Origin of the sequence: Rhodohalobacter sulfatireducens (assembly GCF_022012475.1) — a bacterium.
GTDB classification, from domain to species: domain Bacteria; phylum Bacteroidota; class Rhodothermia; order Balneolales; family Balneolaceae; genus Rhodohalobacter; species Rhodohalobacter sulfatireducens.
On the sequence record NZ_JAKLWS010000026.1, the window covers coordinates 33,492 to 51,514 of the forward strand.

Here is an 18,023-nt window from a genome sequence, read left to right on the forward strand (position 1 = left end):
TGATCATAAATCAAAAACAGGATAGATGGAAACCGGCACAATTATTCTCATTATTGTTGGCCTGTACCTTCTTATCTCCCTTCTCACAGGCGTACTGCCATCACTCAAAATTTCGAAAAGTGTCAGCGGATATGTAGCAGGCGACCGCAGCATGAATGTGTTTATCCTCTATTTTGTGCTGGGTGCATCGATCTTTTCATCTTTCGCATTTCTTGGTGGGCCCGGCTGGGCGTACTCCCGTGGCGCTGCTGCTTTTTACATCATCGCTTATGGCGTGATTGGCATTGTGCCGTTCTACTTTTTTGGCCCGCGAACCTGGCGTTTGGGAGAGAAATACGGATATGTAACTCAAGCGGAACTTTTGGCCGACCGGTTCGACAGCAAATTTATATCTGTAATGCTGGCGCTGCTCAGTGTCGTCGTTTTTATTCCCTACCTCACACTTCAAATGGTGGGCGCCGGGTATGTACTGAATGTAATCAGTGAAGGGATAATCCCCTATTGGCTTGGAGCAGGAGTTACTTATTTGGTTGTTCTGATATACGTTTATTTTAGTGGTGTGATGGGGGTTGGGTGGTCCAACGCCTTCCAGGGAATGTTCATGATGGTAATGGCTTGGGTACTGGGAATTTACCTGCCAAATACACTCTATGGTGGAATTGGTGAGATGTTTACAGCTATTATGGAGAGTGGAAAAACAGCTATGTTGGAAGCCCCGGGATTGGCAGCCGACGGCACTCCCTGGGATTGGTGGGGATACAGCTCAGCCGTTCTTGTCTCGGCTTTTGGTTTTTCCATGTGGCCTCATCTTTTCATGAGAAGCTACGCTGCAAAAAGTGTAAAATCATTGCGATTGAGTGTCGTTCTTTATCCCACATTTTTGATTTTTCTTGTCCCTATTCTGATGATCGGTTTTTCTGCCATCGTTGCTTTTCCGGGAGTTGAAGAAGCAGACAGTATATTACCTTACATCCTTATGCAGCTTGATCTTCCGGCCATTGTGGTGGGGCTGTTTTGCGCCGGTGCATTGGCTGCATCGATGTCTTCCGGTGATGCGATTCTTCATTCAGCGGCATCCATTGGAATCCGGGATGGCATAAGTCAGTTAGTACGTCATCCATTGAGCGATAAAAAAGAGCGGCTACTCATTCAGCTATCTGTTGTTTTCATTGGTTTGATCGCATACCTGTTTGCTGTTGTGATTGATGTATCAATCGTGGCCTTACTACTTGGATCTTATGGCGGTGTTGCTCAAATTTTCCCCATCGTCTTCGCCATGTTCTACTGGAGACGAGCTACGAAAGCCGGTGCTCTTGCCGGGCTGTTTGGAGGAATTTTGATAAATACTCTCTGCCTGATCTTTCCTGAAATCAAACCGTTCCCGATGCACGAAGGAATTTATGGGTTGATTGTAAATGTGGTCCTCCTCGTAAGCGTGAGCCTGATGACCAGACCGGATGATCCCGAACGGGTTGAGAAGTTTGTGAATTCGGGTGGGTGAGAGTGATTTGCTTTCTTCAGAGTTCGGCATTTCTATTCTGAATCAGTCTGCGAGGTTTCCTTCAAAATTGGAGTTTCTGAGAGGATGTTCCAAAGGCGGTCAACTACGCTAAAGCTCCGATGACCAGGAACTTTTGGTATAAGTAAACCTCTTGCGTTGTATCTCAAAGGAGGACCTTGGGTGCGAACTAAGTCGAGATGACATCATTGCCATCTACTACCTCCACTAACCCCTCCTTGCACAGGAGGGGAAATTTCCTGAGACCTAAATCTACCGACTTGTATATAATTATCCTAGTGCCCGCTCCAAGTCCTCAATAATATCATCGGGATGTTCGAGGCCAACACTGATACGGATCATATTTTCCGGCGATACCGAACCGTCCCCTTCACTGCTTCTTCGGTGCTCCCAGGTTGTTTCTACACCTCCAAGACTGGTTGCACGCTTGATCAACTTTGCCCGTCCAACAACTTTAATTGTATCATCATAATCGCCATCCACTAAGAAGGAGATCATGCCGCCAAAACCTTTCATCTGCTTTTTGGCGATTTCATGTCCTGTGTGAGATTCCAATCCCGGGTAAAACACATCCTCAACTTTTGGATGATCTGCCAGGAAAGCAGCTACTTTTCCAGCATGCTCATTATGACCTCTCATTCTATACGAAAGCGTTCGGGTACTGCGACTCAGCAGCCAGCAGTCGTGGGGTGAGGGGACAGAGCCTCCCATTTTCTGAACGGTCAAAACACGCTCAAAAAAGTCATCCTCTTTCTTTGAAACTACAGCTCCGCCAAGAATATCACTGTGTCCGCCAAAATATTTAGAGGTAGAGTGCAGAACAAGGTCAACTCCCAATGCAAGCGGTAACTGGTTTACCGGTGTCGGCCAGGTATTATCAGCCACGGTTCGGATATTATTCGAATTTGCCAATTCGGCGACCGCTGCAATATCCGTTATACGCATCAACGGGTTTGAAGGGGTTTCAATCCAGATAATTTTCGTATTTGGTTTGATATGAGAATCGATATTATCCACGTCTGTCATATCGATAAAATCTGACTCCAACCCCCAGCGAGTCATAATTTTTTTGATCATCATTCGGTTTCCGGCATACACATCTTCGGGAATGATTACATGATCACCTGGATCGAGAGCTTGCAAAATGGCCGTTCCCGCGGCAATTCCGGAAGAGAAGGCTGCCGCAGTTTCACCACCTTCCAAAGCAGCAATCAAATGTTCAAACTGCTGCCGGTTCGGATTTTGCAGTCGGGTGTAATGCAGATCATCCGGGTTTCTGCCCTCCTCATCAATTTCAAAAATGGTACTTGGGGAGATGGGTGGAATAATAGCTTTTGAAGGATTCCCAATATCGAGTCCTGCGTGGATAGCCAGCGTTTCAAATTTCATAATATTCTCTGGAGATTTTTTTCAACCAATTGTTATTCATAGACTTCGTTTGCCAAATTCTATAAACATACAAGAAAAACAAACGGCATTAAATCTATTCTACTTTTTGGGAAATGTAAACGCTGGGATCAAAAATTATTTTTGAGTGAATGGACCGGGTTACCAGGCAGATCTCCTCTGCTTTCTCCATGATCCGGTACGCTTTCTTTTCTTTGGATTCATCATTTATTGTCAGAACGGGTCTTAATATCACCTTGTTCATAACATATTTACCGTCCTCATTACGGTTCATCTCACCTGAACTTTCAACTTCCAGATCTACAAAATCCAGTTTTGAATAATCGGCAATAGCCGCAAATGAGGTGAAAAAGCAACTCACAATTGAAGCTGTATAGAGGTGCTCGGGTGACCATACACCGTCTACACCTCCTGGAAATTGTGGAGGTGTAGCCACTTCTATTGTTTCGGAAATGCCCGCTGCTGAAAGCTCACCTTTTCGTCCCTCTTTAAAGGATAGTTTTACATCGTAGCTGTGACTCTCAGGCAGCTTCATGTTCCTCCAGTTTCTGCCGGATAATCGTTTCGAGTTGTGGAGCCTGTATTACTCCCGCCTGCTGCCATAAAACATCACCCTTGTGGAAAAGAATCATGTTCGGAATTCCCCTCACATTGTAATGAATAGCTACATCGGGATTTTTTTCAGTATCAATTTTAATGATTTGCAGATCATCGCCAAACCGGTTTTTTACCTCTTGTAAAATCGGTGGCATCATTCGGCACGGACCACACCAATCTGCATAAAAATCAACCAGTACAGGCGTTTCTCCTTTAATCAAATCGTTAAATGTGATCTCTTTTGCTTCTGTGTTATTCATAGTTTTAATGGGTTTTTATTTCTTCAAAGGTTACATCGTCCAGGTCTGAATCGGTTTTGGCTTGATAATCTACAGACGGCGAGCAGCGACCAAGCAAGCACCCCGTATTGGTTACTGCCTGGAATAAAATAATGAGCGACAGCAGGCCGGAGATAGCCGCACCGTTGGCCAGGTAATTATATCCAAGTACAATTCCCACAATAAGCATAAACCAACGCATGGGATACCAGTTCGACAAAAGCTGCTCTTTTATATTCATATCTATTATTTGATTTCTACCGTTATTGATTCAAATCGTAAGACTATTGAGGATTGAGTAATTAAACCTGAATACTCAATCAACGAAGAGAAATATACCAAGCCATTTTTTCCAACTCAGTAACATTTGTTACAGTAGGGTAAATTTGAGATAAGAACTTATTAAAGTTCAAAGGGGCAATGGATATTTTCGATCATCAAAACTTGGATATTCAACTCAAACAGTTATTTACCCGTTCATCCTATGCTCACTGCGTTCGCTTCCACCCTTCAAATTAGTACAAGCTCTATTTTTACTCAACCTCTCAATGCATTACAATAACGCGTTTATCGGTTAAAAGACGCTCAAGCGTCCGTCCCGAGTTGTCGGGAAAGCGTCCTTTTTGGTGATTGCTTTAAGAACACGTGACTCTTGAAGGACTTCCGCTCTGTCTGTCTGCCGAAGCCTCGGCACAGACAGGCTTCAGACGCTTCAAGGACACTGCTTTGGCTAACCTAAACGGGTTACAATAGAGTGATCTTATTTCTTCCAAGCTTCAGAACTTCCTTTTTCTCCAGTTCCTTAAGCAGTCTCGATATCACCACCCGTGCGGTTCCCAGTTCGTTGGCAAGTTCTTCATGGGTGATTTTGAGGGTTGATTTTCCTGTAATCTCCCTCTTCTTTTCAATGAAATCCAACAACCGCTCATCCATTTTTTTGAAGGCTACAGCATTCACAACGTCCAACAGTTCATGAAACCGCTGGTGGTAAACATCAAAAATATACTCCACCCACTCAGGATGATGTTTAATGATTTTCCCGATTTTTTGCACCGGTATGAGAAGCACATGGCTATCTTCTGTTGCCACGGCTTTTATCTTGCTCGACTCGTTGTACAAGCCCCCCATGAACGACATAATGCACATATCACCCTTCTCAAGGTAGTAGAGAAGCATCTCGCGGTAATCATCATCCAGTTGGTAAACACTGATTGCACCTTCAAGAATAATGGGGATGTCCGATATGGGTCTGCCGGGCTTTACAAGAACATCCCCTTTTTTGAACTCCCGCTCATATCCCTCCTCTTTCAGTTCTGCGATAATATCAGAAATCGGTTTCTGTTGGGAAGCATGGCGGAGTGATTTAAATGATGGATTCATCTATGGGCGGAAATCAGTTTCATCTTCAGGTTTGTTGTCGAGAACAGCTTCGATTCTTTCCATAACGTCATCATTTAGTTGTTCTACTTTGTCAATCGCTTTCATATTCTGCCGGACCTGTTCCGGTTTGGAAGCCCCTGTGATAACAGTACTCACATTCGGGTTTTTCAGGCACCAGGCCAAAGCCATCTCAGGCATTGTAACCTCTGCATCCTCGGCAACTTCTGCCAGCTTTTTAACTTTCCGGAGCTTTTGTTTTCCGCTTTCCGTTTCAAGAAGTTTCTCACGAAGCCAATCGTAATTATCCATTGCCAGGCGGCTGTTTTCGGGAATACCATCGTTATATTTTCCCGTAAGAAGGCCGCTCGCAAGCGGACTCCAAATAGTTGTACCTAAACCAATTTCATCATACAGTCGCGCATATTCCCCTTCTACTTTATCCCGCTTAAACATATTGTATTGCGGCTGCTCCATGAGAGGAGGGCGTAACTGTTCACGCCTGGCAACCTGATAGGCTTCCCGAATCTGTTCGGATGACCACTCGCTGGTGCCCCAATAAAATGCTTTTCCTTCGCGGATTACCTGGTCCATAGCGCGAACGGTTTCTTCAATGGGTGTAAATTTGTCCGGACGGTGACAAAAGATAAGATCCACATAATCGGTCTGCATTCTTTTAAGTGATGCATTTGTCCCCTCAATAATATGCTTATATGAGAGCCCGGTATCATTCGGCCCTTCTCCTCCCCAGAAAATTTTAGTAGACAATACAAGGTCTGAACGTTTCCAACCCTGCTTTTTGATGATATTTCCCATCATCGTTTCGGACTTGCCGCCAGCATATGCCTCTGCATTATCGAAAAAATTAACACCGGCATCGTAAGCTTCAAGCATACATTCAGTTGCGAGCTGTTCATCAATCTGCTCTCCAAATGTAACCCATGATCCGAATGAAAGCGCAGATACTTTCAGACCGGATCGTCCTAAAAATCTATACTCCATTTTTTACCTCTTTTTGTAGTTCTACTTCTATTGTAAACTACAAAAACAGCACAACTTATGGGTTCGTTCTATCGGATATGCAGATCGGCTCGCTGAGCTGATTACTTGGCTAATGTATCGGAAAAAAGAAAAAGAAAGTCCCCAAATTTAAACGAATTTTAATCAACAATCAGCTTCCGTGAAGTCATCGGATGAGTCAATTCTGAAACAGCACAATAATTCAAAAGTATCTGCTTTTTCGAAAGAAATCATCCGATGACTGTTATCCAGCTTCTAAATGTTTAAAGTAGACATTACACTGATTTATCCGAGTTATTATGCATTCACGGTTCGGTGATCCGTGCTACATCCATCTAAATCATCCGGCGTTCAGCTTGAGAAACAAATCGCCGGGCATCACGGCGGGTGAAATCTTCCATGATGTACACATCATCAATTTCGAGCTCCCCGAAAATCTCCTCTCCGTCGTAATCGATAATATGAAGTTTCCCGTCCTTGTAATATACCTCACGGATCTCCCGAATCGGTATTTCAAGTGCATGATTTAGTAGCGTATTGACTCCGCTGCTGATCATCGATGTGAGTACTTCTGCCAGAACTGATGCTTCATCTACATCTGCTTCGCTGCGAATTTCATCGTCCAAATCGGAAAGAAAACGGTCGGAAAACTGAATCACAACGGTGTTATCGGTCAGCATCAGGTCTACCGACCCTTCGCGGGTGGTCATAGCATATTCGGCATCATCATGAAGCATACGGTCAGTGATATCGGCATCTAAGTCATCATGGCCTGTAAAGATATCATTGTGTTGGGCTGCTATTTGAGATGGAATTACAAGTAAAGTAAATGCAACAAGCGATAGAAAGGGTACAATTGTTTTCTTGAATTTATTATGCATTTTCATAAGCAAAAAGAGTGTATTAAGGATTTAAATAAGTTACGATTCGATGAAAAGATTTGTTTCGCAATTTGGGTTCTTTTTCCATGATCATACTTATATCTTATATAAAAGAATGACTTAAAATACTTACGTAATCATGCAAACAATTCTTGGAGCAGGCAGTGCAATCGGCACAGAACTTGCAAAATCACTTCCTCAATACACCCATTCCATCAGGCTTGTCAGCCGAAACCCGGTGAAAGTGAATGAATCTGACGAAATCTATTCTGCAGATTTGATGGATTCAGAAGCTGTAAAAAAAGCTGTTTCGGGATCTGATATCTGCTATCTGACTGTTGGCTTAAAGTACGATAAAAAGGTATGGAAAAGATCATGGCCCGTTATCATGAAAAACGTAATTGAGGCCTGTGAAGAACACAACTCGAAGCTGGTTTTCTTTGATAATGTTTACCTTTATGATCCCGATCACCTGAATCCCATGACGGAGGAAACACCGGTTAATCCATCAAGTGAAAAGGGCAAAGTACGAGCCGAAATTGTAAAAATGCTTTGGGATGCTGCAGAAAAGGGTCGAATTGAGGCTTTGGTTGCCAGATCTGCCGACTTTTATGGGCCCGGTTTTGAGAAACCGCTCTCGATCTTGATTGAAACCGTTTTTAAACCACTCAGCCAGGGATCAACAGCAAACTGGTTGGGCGGTGATTCTTTCAAACACTCCTTCACCTATACTCCGGATGCAGGCAAAGCCACAGCCCTCTTAGGTAATACACCCCGGGCTTTTGGGGAATCATGGCACTTACCAACGGCTTCGAATCCAGATACAGGAAAGGAATGGGTTGAAGAAGTAGCCGAAGCCATGAATCAGAAACCGAAATACAGAACCGTTTCAACATTCATTGTTCGGCTCATGGGACTCTTTATGCCGATTATGAGAGAAAATATAGAGATGATGTACCAGTACGATCGCGATTACATTTTCAACAGCGAGAAGTTTGAACAAAAGTTCAATTTAAAGCCCACGCCATACAGGGAAGGCATCAGGAAAGTGGTTGAAACTGATTTTCAGTCCTGAGATTTTTTCTGATCTGCATTCATTCAGCAACTCTGTATTTTAATTTATTCGGGATGGTGCGCAGTCCGGCAGCCCCGACGGTTCGGAATTCGGTACGACCAGGTCGCAGGTTTTCGCATGGCGATCCCTTCGGGAAAATCCAGTCATCCCGACCATATCAAAAAACTTATTCATCATTCTCTATCCTAATTGAGATTTTTTCTATAAAGAAGTTGAACTGAACATCTTGCCTCTTTTGCCCCGAAGACATGCTTCGGGGTTTCCCAAATCCTCGAGATCACCCCGACCATCCTACTTGCCTTCAATTCTGTTATCTCCCGTTTTCCATGTTCTATGAGCACTTTGGCAGTTCTAAATTGAGGGTCCTTTGGGGTTCCGAAGCAGTGCTTCGGGGTTTCCCGAATCCTCAGGATTATACCGACTTTTTATCTTTACGAATGGAGTAGGTCAGGACTGACATCCAAGCTGCAATTAATATCAAGCCTGAGAATTCACGGGCTGCTTCGACTCCTGTTTGAATCATTCGAACCTCATCAAACATGTGCCGAAATCCGCTTAAAGTAAGTTCCGGGGTTATAAATAGTGCCCAGATCAAACAAATAATAGCAAGAGCCGTAGCTGTGGTCCAGTGCAATCTTTTCATAGCAAATAGAATAGATAATACAGTTGCAGCACCGTAGATCAACATCCATCGGACTGCCTCTACATCATTATATTGTACAATAGCAGCTATGGCAAATACAATGATAACAACGTAATTTATATATTTTAACATAGATTAATTCAAATAGTTATCGCTATTTCTTTAGGATAAGTTATTATTATAATGAGAAATGAAGCTACTTATAAGTCTTTAAAAATTCAGGAAAAACCTGATACATTTCTCTTTCCACTCTGCTATTTTATAAGTATAGTTAACAAATTAGAGGTATCTACATCTTTTTTACCGAAGATACCTCCTTTTAACATTAATTTTAAGGTATCATGAAGTCTTTTAAGTTTGTAAGAAAATTGCCCAACCTGTCGATTCTTTTATTGTACATGGTATTGCCTTTCTTTCTATTCTCCTGTAAAGGAACAGAAGTTCAAACTGTTTCAACACCAGATCAGCCAACCGAACAAGAACAATCAGTAAGCGAACCTGAATCCAGCACGGAAATTTCTGAATACTCTGCTGATATTCCCGGATCTGATGAAGAGATTGAAATGGTCTTGGTTCCGGGTGGAACATACAGTATGGGTCCATTTCAAGACTCCGGAACCTATGAAGTGAAAGTGGATTCGTTCTGGATTGGGAAATACGAAATCACCTGGGATGAATACAACCTGTTCCGGAATGAGATGCTTGAAGAGATACGCTCCCAGGTCTATAAAAATTTGTATGGAGTTGATATTGATTCAGACGCAGTCTCTTCACCAACCCTTACTGAAGAAGCACTCGATTTACTTAGAGACAACGACATTCCCGCTGATATCATCTCTCTGCCTTCGCCTCCATACTCCGATATCACTGCCGGCATGGGAACCAATGGTTTCCCGGCTGTGAGTATGACTCATTATTCCGCATTTATGTTTACAAAATGGCTGACCGTAAAAACCGGTGATTTTTATCGCCTGCCAACGGAAGCCGAGTGGGAATATGCATGTCGTGCCGCAAATTCAAATTCTTATGAGCCGATCAAAAATCAAGCTGAACTGAATGAATATGCCTGGTATCGAGGGAATAGCAACCGGAAATATCATCAGCCCGGAGCTAAAGAGCCAAACGCCCTGGGTATTTATGATATGCTCGGAAACGTAGCCGAATGGACATTCGATCAGTATCACGAAGATTATGCTTCCACATTGGAACATAATCCTGCAGATAATCCCTACTTTAAACCAACTGAATTATACCCTCGCGCTGTACGAGGCGGATCTTGGATGGATTCTGCCGAGGCCGTAAGCTGCCTTCAGCGACGAGGATCAGATCCGTCGTGGAAAATGAGAGATCCTCAGCTTCCAAAAAGTCTGTGGTGGCACACAAATGCTCCATTTGTGGGACTTCGTGTTGTACGCCCGGTCAATGAGCCCGGTTCGGTAGATGAGATGGAAGAATACTGGATTGAAGCTATTCAAGATTATAATTAGTATATCAAAACTAAACCATAACACATGTAAACCCGATAATCATGGAAAATAAAGATCAGTTAAAATCAACAATAACAAGAAGAGATTTTATGAAAAAAACGTCACTTGCGGCAGGAGGTGGTATTCTTCTGAGTTCACTACCGGTCAGTTCAAGTGCGTATGTAGCTGCTAACGATGTAATTAATGTAGCTGTTGTAGGATGTGGTGGACGAGGTACAGGCGCTGCAAACCAGGCACTTAATGCAGATGAAGGAGTTAAAATTGTTGCATTGGCTGATCTATTCCGTGACCGACTTGATGACTGCTATAATACTCTCACTCAGGCTCATCCCGATGGAGATAGAATTGATGTGCCCGAAGAACACAAGTTTGTGGGTTTTGACGGATATAAAAATGCTATTGAACTGGCCGATGTTGTGATCCTGGCTACAACTCCAGGATATCGTCCCGCTCATTTTGAAGAAGCGGTTCGCCAGGGCAAACACGTTTTCATGGAAAAACCTTTGGGTACCTCAGCAGATGGTGTACGCAGAATATTGCAGGCCGGACGCGAAGCGGAACAGAAAAACCTAAACGTGGTAGTGGGCCTCCAAAGGCATTATCAAACCAATTACCATGAAGCCTTGAAACACGTTCAGGACAATAGAATCGGAAAGATTACGGCAGGACAAGTGTATTGGAACAGCGCCGGTGTTTGGGTGCGTGAACGACAACCTGATCAGACCGAACTGGAATATCAAAACAGAAACTGGTACTACTTTAATTGGCTTTGTGGCGACCATATCCTCGAACAGCACATTCATAACATTGACGTCGCAAACTGGTTTATCGGTGAATACCCGATTTCCGCACAAGGAATGGGCGGACGTGAAGTTCGTACTGGAAAAGATCACGGACAGATTTACGACCACCATTTTGTAGAATATACCTACCCAAGTGGAGCTGTTATTGCCAGCCAGTGCCGGCATCAACCCGATACATTCTCGAGAGTTGCCGAGCATTTCCAGGGAACTTATGGCACCCTTGAAGTAGATTCAAGCAATAAGGCTCTTATCAAAGACCACGACGGAGTGGTTCTTTACGATCATGATGGCATGAATGATCCAAACCCTTACCAGGTAGAACACGACAAGCTGTTTGCTGCTATCCGGAATGGTGATGTGATAAGCGACACCGAAAATGGAGCTAAAAGCACACTTGCCGCCATTATGGGACGCATGGCAACATATTCAGGGCAAGTGATTACATGGGATCAAGCCATTAACGCGCAAGACAAAATGGTGCCCGACAATATGACCTGGGATACACCACCTCCTGTAATGCCTGATGAAAATGGCAATTACCCGGTTCCAAAACCCGGCATTACCAGTGTACTGGGAGAGGAATCAACTGTGAGTAGAGGATAGTTCTATTCTTAAATGAAAGGTATAGATCCGCGAGATTTACTGAATCTTCGCGGATCTTTTTTTTCTAAACCCCTAAAATTTCTATATCCATGAATCGAAAAAAATTCCTGAAGAATTCACTGTTGGCCGGTACGGCTGTTGCAACAGGCTCTGTGTTTTCCCCATCACAAGCTAAATCACTCAATAAGTCCGACCTACTCCAAACGCATGACTTCAAACTGAAATATTCTCCACACTTCGGGATGTTTGAAAATCATGCAGGTAGTGACCTAATCGATCAACTTCAATTTATGAGTGATGTTGGGTTCAGGGGATTGGAAGATAATGGAATGAAGGGAAGAAACCGGCGAACCCAAGAGCAGATCGGCCAAAAACTGGATGATCTCGGGATGGATATGGGCGTATTTGTGGCTCATCAAATCTACTGGAATGAACCAAGCCTGAGTACGGGTGATCCTGAATATGTGGACCAATTTTTGGATGAGATTCGTGAATCCGTAGAAGTAGCTCAACGTGTAGGTGCAACTTGGATGACGGTCGTTCCCGGTCATGTGGACATGCGGCTTGATATGAATTACCAGGAGCTGAACCTTATCGATGCTTTAAAACGTGCTTCTGAAATCCTGGAACCACATGGATTGGTGATGGTCCTCGAACCATTAAACACCCTTCGAAATCACCCCGGGATGATTCTTACCAAAATCTCTCAAGCGAATCGAATATGTAAACATGTAGACAGCCCGTCCTGCAAAATTCTGTTTGATATCTACCATCAGCAAATCACCGAGGGCAACCTGATACCTAATATTGATGCCGCCTGGGATGAAATCCCATACTATCAGTTGGGAGATAACCCCGGCAGAAATGAACCATATACAGGTGAAATCAACTACCGAAACATCTTCAAACATCTTTATAATAAAAAGTTCGATGGCATCGTGGGTATGGAACACGGGAAATCTATGAATGGAGAAGAGGGGGAGCTTGCCTTGATTGATGCCTATGTAAGGGCTGACGATTTTGAGATTTGATAAGGTTGATCCGCGAAGTTGTTAAAAACTTCGCGGGTCTACAACAGTTTACATCTTTCGAAGGTCTTCTTGGGAGAGAAGATGAGCAACACGCACTTCACCCCGGTGATCAATCAACTTTAACACAACTGAGCGATCATTTTCATCCCCTGAAAATTCCAAAAGTCCGAAGTTGTATACATCCAGGTCATTGACTATAGGACCATCAAAATTTCTATTGTGTCCGGTCACCGCCCTGTTTCTGCTATATTGATGGGCATCAGCCTCTACGGTATGGACACCCGCATTCGAGCTGATTAACTCGTAAAGCGGGTACCCCTCATCAGAAAAATCGACCCGGCTCAGAGAACCGACATGCCAATCTCCAGAGAGGAAAAAGACCCCTTCAATATTTTCAGAAAACATCCAGTTCAAAAAATCTTCACGCTCAGTTCCAAAATTTGCCCAGTACTCCCCGGATCCCTTCCTGTCAATTGACATCGTATGGCCGTTCACTATTACTTTAAACGTTGCGGTACTTGCTTGTAGTTGATCTTTAAGCCAGGCAAGTTGTTGTTCGCCAAGCATAGTTTTACGGTCGGGTGCATTATTGGGATCGCGGTGATAGCGGTCATCCATCATAAAAAACTCAACATCTGCTATTTTAAAAGAATAAAAGATACCCGGTGTATCTGATGTACCCGCCGCCGGATTTGGCCAGTATTTTTTAAACAGATCCAGGCTTAATTCTCTCCACTCAAACGTCCGGTCGGAGTTATTCGGGCCATAATCATGGTCATCCCAAATGCCGTACGTGGGGGTCGTTGCCAGGACCGTTCTGAGTCCCGGCACATCTCGCAAAAATCGGTGATAACGGCCCATCGCATACTTAACCGTACTTTCAGAGGTTTCATATTCCTCGGCACTGTTTGGCATATAGTTATTGTCACCAATCAAGAAAAAAGCATCCGGATCGAAAACAGCAACTTGAGTCCAAATTGGTTGAAGAGGTATTCTTGATGGATTCATACAGGAAGCAAAAGCCACTTTAAAATCAACAAAGGAATCTTCTTCAGGTAACAGGGTAAACGATTGGATGGTTTGAGGCCTGATGGGGCGGCCATCGATCTCCAATTCATAATGAACAGTTCCCCCGGACGGTACATTTGTCAATTCCACAACTCCGGTGTGTGGTTCATCTTCATTTGTTCTGCCATTAGCAACACCTCTTTCAATCGGGCGCGACCCGGATTCAACCCAATAATGGATCTTTACCTCAGCTGGTTTGTCGGTTTCTATCCAGATATTGGCTTCCGATGACGTGGTATGACCGACCATTGGGCCGCTTAATAACTGTACAGGGTGCTGATTGATATCCTGTGCAAATGAGTTCAGTGAAAAAATAATGACGGATAAAACAGAGAGAAGAAATTTCATATTGGAAAAGGTAAGTGGATTGAAATATTTGATCTCAAATAATCTACAAATATTTTCAAAAGGTACAATATGTAGCTACATCTGTAACAGTTATTTTGCTAAAAAACCTGAATTCGAGAATAAAATGTTGAAAAAGATATCCCCTCTTATGATTAGGAGGGGCTAGGGGAGGTAGAAAAGAACTTTGATTCTGAAATTTGAACAGAATTCTGTTTTCTATCGGGATGCCTAATGGCAACCACACCTAAATCTCGTTCCCGACGGTTTGGGACAGGCTCTTGCAAAAGGAGGGGATTTTTTACACCAATTTTTTACCCTGATCTTGAATTCAAGCTAAGTATTGATACCCAGGAAATGTACCAATTGATTGTAGGTGAACAGAATTTAGTAGAGTGGTTTTAAAAATTAATCCAGAAAATGCCTTGCACCTTCTGAATAAAATTCACGAATGGCCTCTCCCTCATTCACAAAAAGGATCGCTTCAGTTTGATTCATTCCGTTTATTAATGTGATTCCCTCTTCCGGACTCATCAAGGTTAATATGGATGACAATGCATCCGCCTCCATTCCCTGCACTGCAATGACAGTAGCTTGTATTTGATTTGTTGCTCCCAACCCCGTCATTGGATTGAGAATATGGGAATACCGCTCGCCGTCGATTTCTACAAACTGGAACAGGTCCCCCGATGTGGTAACTGTTCGGTTGGCTGTGTTTAGTGTGACAAAATTCGTTTCTCCTTCCTCCCAATTTTTAGGTACGGCTACATTCCAGGAATCCCGTCCGGGAGGTGAATCTCCAAGCGTAACATCACCGCCGGCATCGATCAATGCCCGTTCTATTCCAAAACTGTTCAATACTTTCAACGCCTCTTCAGCAGCATATCCTTTTGCGATGCCGCCTAAATCGAGCTGCATATTCGGCTTTAGAAGTTCCACGGTTTGATCCTCCTCATTCAACCTGATATGCTCATATCCAACTTGCTCCTCAAACTCTGATAACTCCTGATCCGTAGGAAGTTGCGGATCGGGCGACATTCTTACGACACGCCAAAAACGACTCATCGGGCCGATGGTGATATCAAACAGACCATCACTCAAATCCGCCATCCGAATCGATTCTTTGAGCACTGCAAACAAGTCATCACTTACTTGTACTGCCTCACCGGATCCTGAAGTCCGGGATAGCCGATTGAGTTCACTGTCTTCCTCATAATCACTCATGATTTGGTTCAACTGTTCGATCCGAGCAAATGCATCATCAGCGGCTTTTTTTGTTGTGGAGTCTTTACCCGCTTCATCATAGAGTACAATATTGAACTGCGTACCCATGTGGTAGGATTGAAAAACGTATCGCTCCAGCTCTTGCGACGCGGACGACCGGGCAAGGAACAACGACATCAAAACAGTTAAAATCAGTTGAATTCTCATATCAGAAAAATAGTAGATTTATTGAACGAATGAGAATATATGAACCTATTATTTCACTTTTTATTTCTGCGGCAACGCTCGCTGCAATATTTAACGTTCTTCCAATCGCGTTCCCATTTCTTTCTCCATCTGAACGGACGATTGCAGACAGGACATATTTTAGTTGGAAGATTTTTTTTAGACATGTTCTATGTTTTTTTATACACGGTGAGAATCAGTAATAAGAAATCGAAGTAAAATCTCCCCTCTTTTTTAAGGAGGGGCTGGGGGTGGTTGTCATTTGTTGCTCAATATTTAAAATTATTAAACAGTAACTGAACGTCTTTTCAACCACCCCTGAATCCCCACTTACTCTGGAGGGGATTTTCTGATATAATTTTAAAAAAAATCTATAGTTAAAATCACACTTCAAAAAAACTTCTCTATCTCCTATTCTTCACATGCTTCTTCAATATCCATTGATTCTCCTTTTTCACCTCTTTACTCCCTTTTTTTCTCCATAGAATCTTACTGGCACGATGATATGATGCCTTTACATCCGAAACAATCGGCTCCGGGTAGTCTGACCCGATCTTAAAGTTGTACATCTCCTGTTCCATCTTGCTCATCTTCCATGGTTCGTGAATCAGTTCGGTGGGAACATCTTTCAGTTCAGGGATCCATTCACGAATAAAATCCCCTTCGGGGTCATGATCATATCCCTGCTTAATCGGGTTGTAAATTCGGATGGTATTTACACCCATCGTTCCGGCCTGCATCTGGAACTGGGAGTAGTGAATGCCAGGCTCAAAATCCAGGAACTGCTTGGCCAAATGCAGCGATCCTTTCGGCCAGTCGAGCCAGAGATGATGGGTCAAAAATGAAACCAGCATTGCACGCATTCGGAAATTCAGGTACCCGGTTGCAATTACGCTTCGCATGCAGGCATCCACCATTGGAAAACCGGTTCTGCCCTCTTTCCAGGCCTGGAATTTTTCTTCATCCCACTCAGTTCGGATATCATCATACCCGCGATTCATATTCTCAAACTCAATTCGTGGCTCCGACTCAAACTTCTGGATAAAATGGCAGTGCCATTTTAGTCGCGATTTAAAACTCATCACCCCACGTTTGCTGGGAGCATCATCATAATGCTGATCAAGATAGTGAATGATCTGCCGGATACTCAGATTTCCCCACGTTACGTATGGCGACAACCGGCTGCATCCCGTTCTCGCAGGACCCGGTGCCGAGATCGAATCATTGTAAACTGCACACCTTTCATAAATGAAACTCTCCAAATGCTTCCACGCTTTTGATTCTCCACCTGTTTGGAATTGGTCATCAGGCTCTTTAAATCGATCAGGAATGATTTGATTGAAATCACCGAGCAGATGTTCCTCTATCGTCACGGATTTCAATATAGACAAATCAGGATCTTCCAGTTCCGCATACATTTTTTCATTCCACTTCTTTCGCCAACCATCGCGATGCATCAAGCCTCGCTCTACAGCATTCGTGGGTGATTCATCCCAGTCGATATTCAGTTCATCAAACAGACTCGAGACCCATTTATCCCGTTCAAAGGTCAATTCGATTCCCGTCTCTTCGTGGCTATAGACCGTTTCAATAATGAAGTACTCGTTCAGTTTCTGAAATGCTTGACCTGCTTCTTTCAAAAGGACATAAAGGTTATGGCCTCTCTTTTGAAGAGATTCTTTCATCTCCATCAACGACTGCCAAACGAACCGCCAATGCCTCCCATCGTAATGAGGATCTTCAATCAAAGAGGGTTCATACAGGTAGAGCAGCAGCACTGGGCGATCGCTTTCACACGCTTTTCTGAGGGGGAGGTGATCGGCCAATCTCAAATCACGCTTGAACCAAAGAATATCGATTGTTGGTTTTGACATGCCATCCCAACAACGTCAACTATGGAAGGGTTCATAGAAAATCTGACTTCAGAACCATAGCTGTCCAAAACGTTTCTAAAGTTGGAAAGAATCTTTGTTTTTCGAGTGTATGGTCAGATTTGGCGTAATTTTCTAAATTCAACCCCTACTTGAACAAACCGGGAACTGTCTCAGGCTTTTCCCAGGGATACCTTTGGTGCAGCCTGCCTGCAGGAATTGGTTCTTCCACCCAGGGCGAGGCCCCGGGCTGTGATGTTTCAGGCTGAAAGCCTGTTACAACGTAGCTTGGGGCAACGCCTCAAGTCTATTTGTGGAATCCTGCAAACAGGCTGAAAGCCTGAGACAGACTCTACGTCTTCTGATTTCAAAAAAAAATGTTTTGGACTGATGTGCTTCAGAACAGGAAAAAATTCAGATTGAAATAGTTTAATCTCACCTGAAAAGTGCCTAACTTTATGACTCTTTAGAAGCCGGAGCCCACCTGCATAAAATTTCGGTGGACAATTCCTATGGTTGGAAGTTATTTTATTTTTTGATGCACTAAGCCGAGGTAGCTCAACCCTCCT

The 18,023-nt window shown here is 43.5% G+C and carries 17 protein-coding genes; 5 read left to right on the forward strand and 12 right to left on the reverse strand.

Translation table 11 applies throughout. From position 1 onward, the window contains the following. Positions 1-25: 25 nt before the first annotated feature. Complete coding sequence (locus tag L6773_RS16145; RefSeq protein ID WP_237855482.1) at positions 26-1,501, forward strand: sodium:solute symporter family protein; 1,476 nt, start codon at positions 26-28, stop codon at positions 1,499-1,501. Positions 1,502-1,789: 288 nt separating this feature from the next. Here the strand turns inward: L6773_RS16145 and L6773_RS16150 are convergent, their stop codons facing one another. From L6773_RS16150 to L6773_RS16180, 7 genes are all read right to left on the reverse strand, one after another. Further along, positions 1,790-2,908: a trans-sulfuration enzyme family protein gene (locus L6773_RS16150; protein WP_237855483.1), complete on the reverse strand. Its 1,119-nt coding sequence runs from the start codon at positions 2,906-2,908 to the stop codon at positions 1,790-1,792. Positions 2,909-3,002: 94 nt separating this feature from the next. Next, positions 3,003-3,461, reverse strand: coding sequence for an OsmC family protein (locus tag L6773_RS16155; protein WP_237855484.1), 459 nt, complete (start codon positions 3,459-3,461; stop codon positions 3,003-3,005). Further along, positions 3,448-3,783, reverse strand: coding sequence for a thioredoxin (gene trxA, locus L6773_RS16160; RefSeq protein ID WP_237855485.1), 336 nt, complete (start codon positions 3,781-3,783; stop codon positions 3,448-3,450). The genes L6773_RS16155 and trxA overlap by 14 nt, the downstream gene beginning before the upstream one ends. Positions 3,784-3,787: 4 nt before the next feature. After that, positions 3,788-4,042 carry a hypothetical protein gene (locus L6773_RS16165; RefSeq protein WP_237855486.1) on the reverse strand — a complete coding sequence of 85 codons (255 nt, stop codon included), beginning with the start codon at positions 4,040-4,042 and terminating at the stop codon, positions 3,788-3,790. A 503-nt stretch (positions 4,043-4,545) separates the two neighbouring features. After that, the gene (locus L6773_RS16170) at positions 4,546-5,181 is read right to left on the reverse strand and encodes a Crp/Fnr family transcriptional regulator (RefSeq protein WP_237855487.1); all 636 of its coding nucleotides are present in this window, start codon (positions 5,179-5,181) and stop codon (positions 4,546-4,548) included. Continuing rightward, positions 5,182-6,180 (reverse strand): potassium channel beta subunit family protein, encoded by a 999-nt coding sequence (locus tag L6773_RS16175; RefSeq protein ID WP_237855488.1) that lies wholly within the window; start codon positions 6,178-6,180, stop codon positions 5,182-5,184. It lies immediately after the preceding gene. 353 nt (positions 6,181-6,533) lie between these two features. Continuing rightward, positions 6,534-7,085 (reverse strand): hypothetical protein, encoded by a 552-nt coding sequence (locus L6773_RS16180; protein ID WP_237855489.1) that lies wholly within the window; start codon positions 7,083-7,085, stop codon positions 6,534-6,536. 133 nt (positions 7,086-7,218) lie between these two features. Between L6773_RS16180 and L6773_RS16185 the strand changes: the two genes are divergently transcribed. Beyond that, positions 7,219-8,154: an NAD-dependent epimerase/dehydratase family protein gene (locus L6773_RS16185; protein WP_237855490.1), complete on the forward strand. Its 936-nt coding sequence runs from the start codon at positions 7,219-7,221 to the stop codon at positions 8,152-8,154. A gap of 412 nt (positions 8,155-8,566) precedes the next feature. Here the strand turns inward: L6773_RS16185 and L6773_RS16190 are convergent, their stop codons facing one another. Next, positions 8,567-8,929 (reverse strand): transmembrane 220 family protein, encoded by a 363-nt coding sequence (locus L6773_RS16190; protein ID WP_237855491.1) that lies wholly within the window; start codon positions 8,927-8,929, stop codon positions 8,567-8,569. A 209-nt stretch (positions 8,930-9,138) separates the two neighbouring features. Here L6773_RS16190 and L6773_RS16195 point away from each other — a divergent pair, with 209 nt between their 5' ends. From L6773_RS16195 to L6773_RS16205, 3 genes are all read left to right on the forward strand, one after another. Continuing rightward, positions 9,139-10,284 carry a formylglycine-generating enzyme family protein gene (locus tag L6773_RS16195; RefSeq protein WP_237855492.1) on the forward strand — a complete coding sequence of 382 codons (1,146 nt, stop codon included), beginning with the start codon at positions 9,139-9,141 and terminating at the stop codon, positions 10,282-10,284. 41 nt (positions 10,285-10,325) lie between these two features. Next, entirely contained in the window at positions 10,326-11,690 is a 1,365-nt protein-coding gene (locus L6773_RS16200; protein WP_255727770.1) for a Gfo/Idh/MocA family protein, read from the forward strand. 89 nt (positions 11,691-11,779) lie between these two features. Next, a complete protein-coding gene (locus L6773_RS16205; protein WP_237855494.1) occupies positions 11,780-12,721 on the forward strand; it encodes a hydroxypyruvate isomerase family protein in 942 nt (313 codons plus the stop codon). A gap of 48 nt (positions 12,722-12,769) precedes the next feature. Here the strand turns inward: L6773_RS16205 and L6773_RS16210 are convergent, their stop codons facing one another. From L6773_RS16210 to L6773_RS16220, 4 genes are all read right to left on the reverse strand, one after another. After that, complete coding sequence (locus L6773_RS16210; protein WP_237855495.1) at positions 12,770-14,137, reverse strand: alkaline phosphatase D family protein; 1,368 nt, start codon at positions 14,135-14,137, stop codon at positions 12,770-12,772. Between the two features lie 405 nt (positions 14,138-14,542). Then, positions 14,543-15,565 carry an FAD:protein FMN transferase gene (locus tag L6773_RS16215; protein WP_237855496.1) on the reverse strand — a complete coding sequence of 341 codons (1,023 nt, stop codon included), beginning with the start codon at positions 15,563-15,565 and terminating at the stop codon, positions 14,543-14,545. Positions 15,566-15,618: 53 nt separating this feature from the next. Further along, complete coding sequence (locus L6773_RS21790; protein WP_369431588.1) at positions 15,619-15,750, reverse strand: DUF2256 domain-containing protein; 132 nt, start codon at positions 15,748-15,750, stop codon at positions 15,619-15,621. A gap of 237 nt (positions 15,751-15,987) precedes the next feature. Further along, a complete protein-coding gene (locus L6773_RS16220) occupies positions 15,988-17,457 on the reverse strand; it encodes an FAD-binding domain-containing protein (RefSeq protein WP_237855497.1) in 1,470 nt (489 codons plus the stop codon). Positions 17,458-18,023: the final 566 nt, after the last annotated feature.

Coding starts and splice junctions, on each gene's coding strand:
- L6773_RS16145 (WP_237855482.1), top strand. CDS start 26: ATGGAAACCGGCACAATTATTCTCATTATTGTTGGCCTGTACCTTCTT.
- L6773_RS16150 (WP_237855483.1), bottom strand. CDS start 2,908: ATGAAATTTGAAACGCTGGCTATCCACGCAGGACTCGATATTGGGAAT.
- L6773_RS16155 (WP_237855484.1), bottom strand. CDS start 3,461: ATGAAGCTGCCTGAGAGTCACAGCTACGATGTAAAACTATCCTTTAAA.
- trxA (WP_237855485.1), bottom strand. CDS start 3,783: ATGAATAACACAGAAGCAAAAGAGATCACATTTAACGATTTGATTAAA.
- L6773_RS16165 (WP_237855486.1), bottom strand. CDS start 4,042: ATGAATATAAAAGAGCAGCTTTTGTCGAACTGGTATCCCATGCGTTGG.
- L6773_RS16170 (WP_237855487.1), bottom strand. CDS start 5,181: ATGAATCCATCATTTAAATCACTCCGCCATGCTTCCCAACAGAAACCG.
- L6773_RS16175 (WP_237855488.1), bottom strand. CDS start 6,180: ATGGAGTATAGATTTTTAGGACGATCCGGTCTGAAAGTATCTGCGCTT.
- L6773_RS16180 (WP_237855489.1), bottom strand. CDS start 7,085: ATGAAAATGCATAATAAATTCAAGAAAACAATTGTACCCTTTCTATCG.
- L6773_RS16185 (WP_237855490.1), top strand. CDS start 7,219: ATGCAAACAATTCTTGGAGCAGGCAGTGCAATCGGCACAGAACTTGCA.
- L6773_RS16190 (WP_237855491.1), bottom strand. CDS start 8,929: ATGTTAAAATATATAAATTACGTTGTTATCATTGTATTTGCCATAGCT.
- L6773_RS16195 (WP_237855492.1), top strand. CDS start 9,139: ATGAAGTCTTTTAAGTTTGTAAGAAAATTGCCCAACCTGTCGATTCTT.
- L6773_RS16200 (WP_255727770.1), top strand. CDS start 10,326: ATGGAAAATAAAGATCAGTTAAAATCAACAATAACAAGAAGAGATTTT.
- L6773_RS16205 (WP_237855494.1), top strand. CDS start 11,780: ATGAATCGAAAAAAATTCCTGAAGAATTCACTGTTGGCCGGTACGGCT.
- L6773_RS16210 (WP_237855495.1), bottom strand. CDS start 14,137: ATGAAATTTCTTCTCTCTGTTTTATCCGTCATTATTTTTTCACTGAAC.
- L6773_RS16215 (WP_237855496.1), bottom strand. CDS start 15,565: ATGAGAATTCAACTGATTTTAACTGTTTTGATGTCGTTGTTCCTTGCC.
- L6773_RS21790 (WP_369431588.1), bottom strand. CDS start 15,750: ATGTCTAAAAAAAATCTTCCAACTAAAATATGTCCTGTCTGCAATCGT.
- L6773_RS16220 (WP_237855497.1), bottom strand. CDS start 17,457: ATGTCAAAACCAACAATCGATATTCTTTGGTTCAAGCGTGATTTGAGA.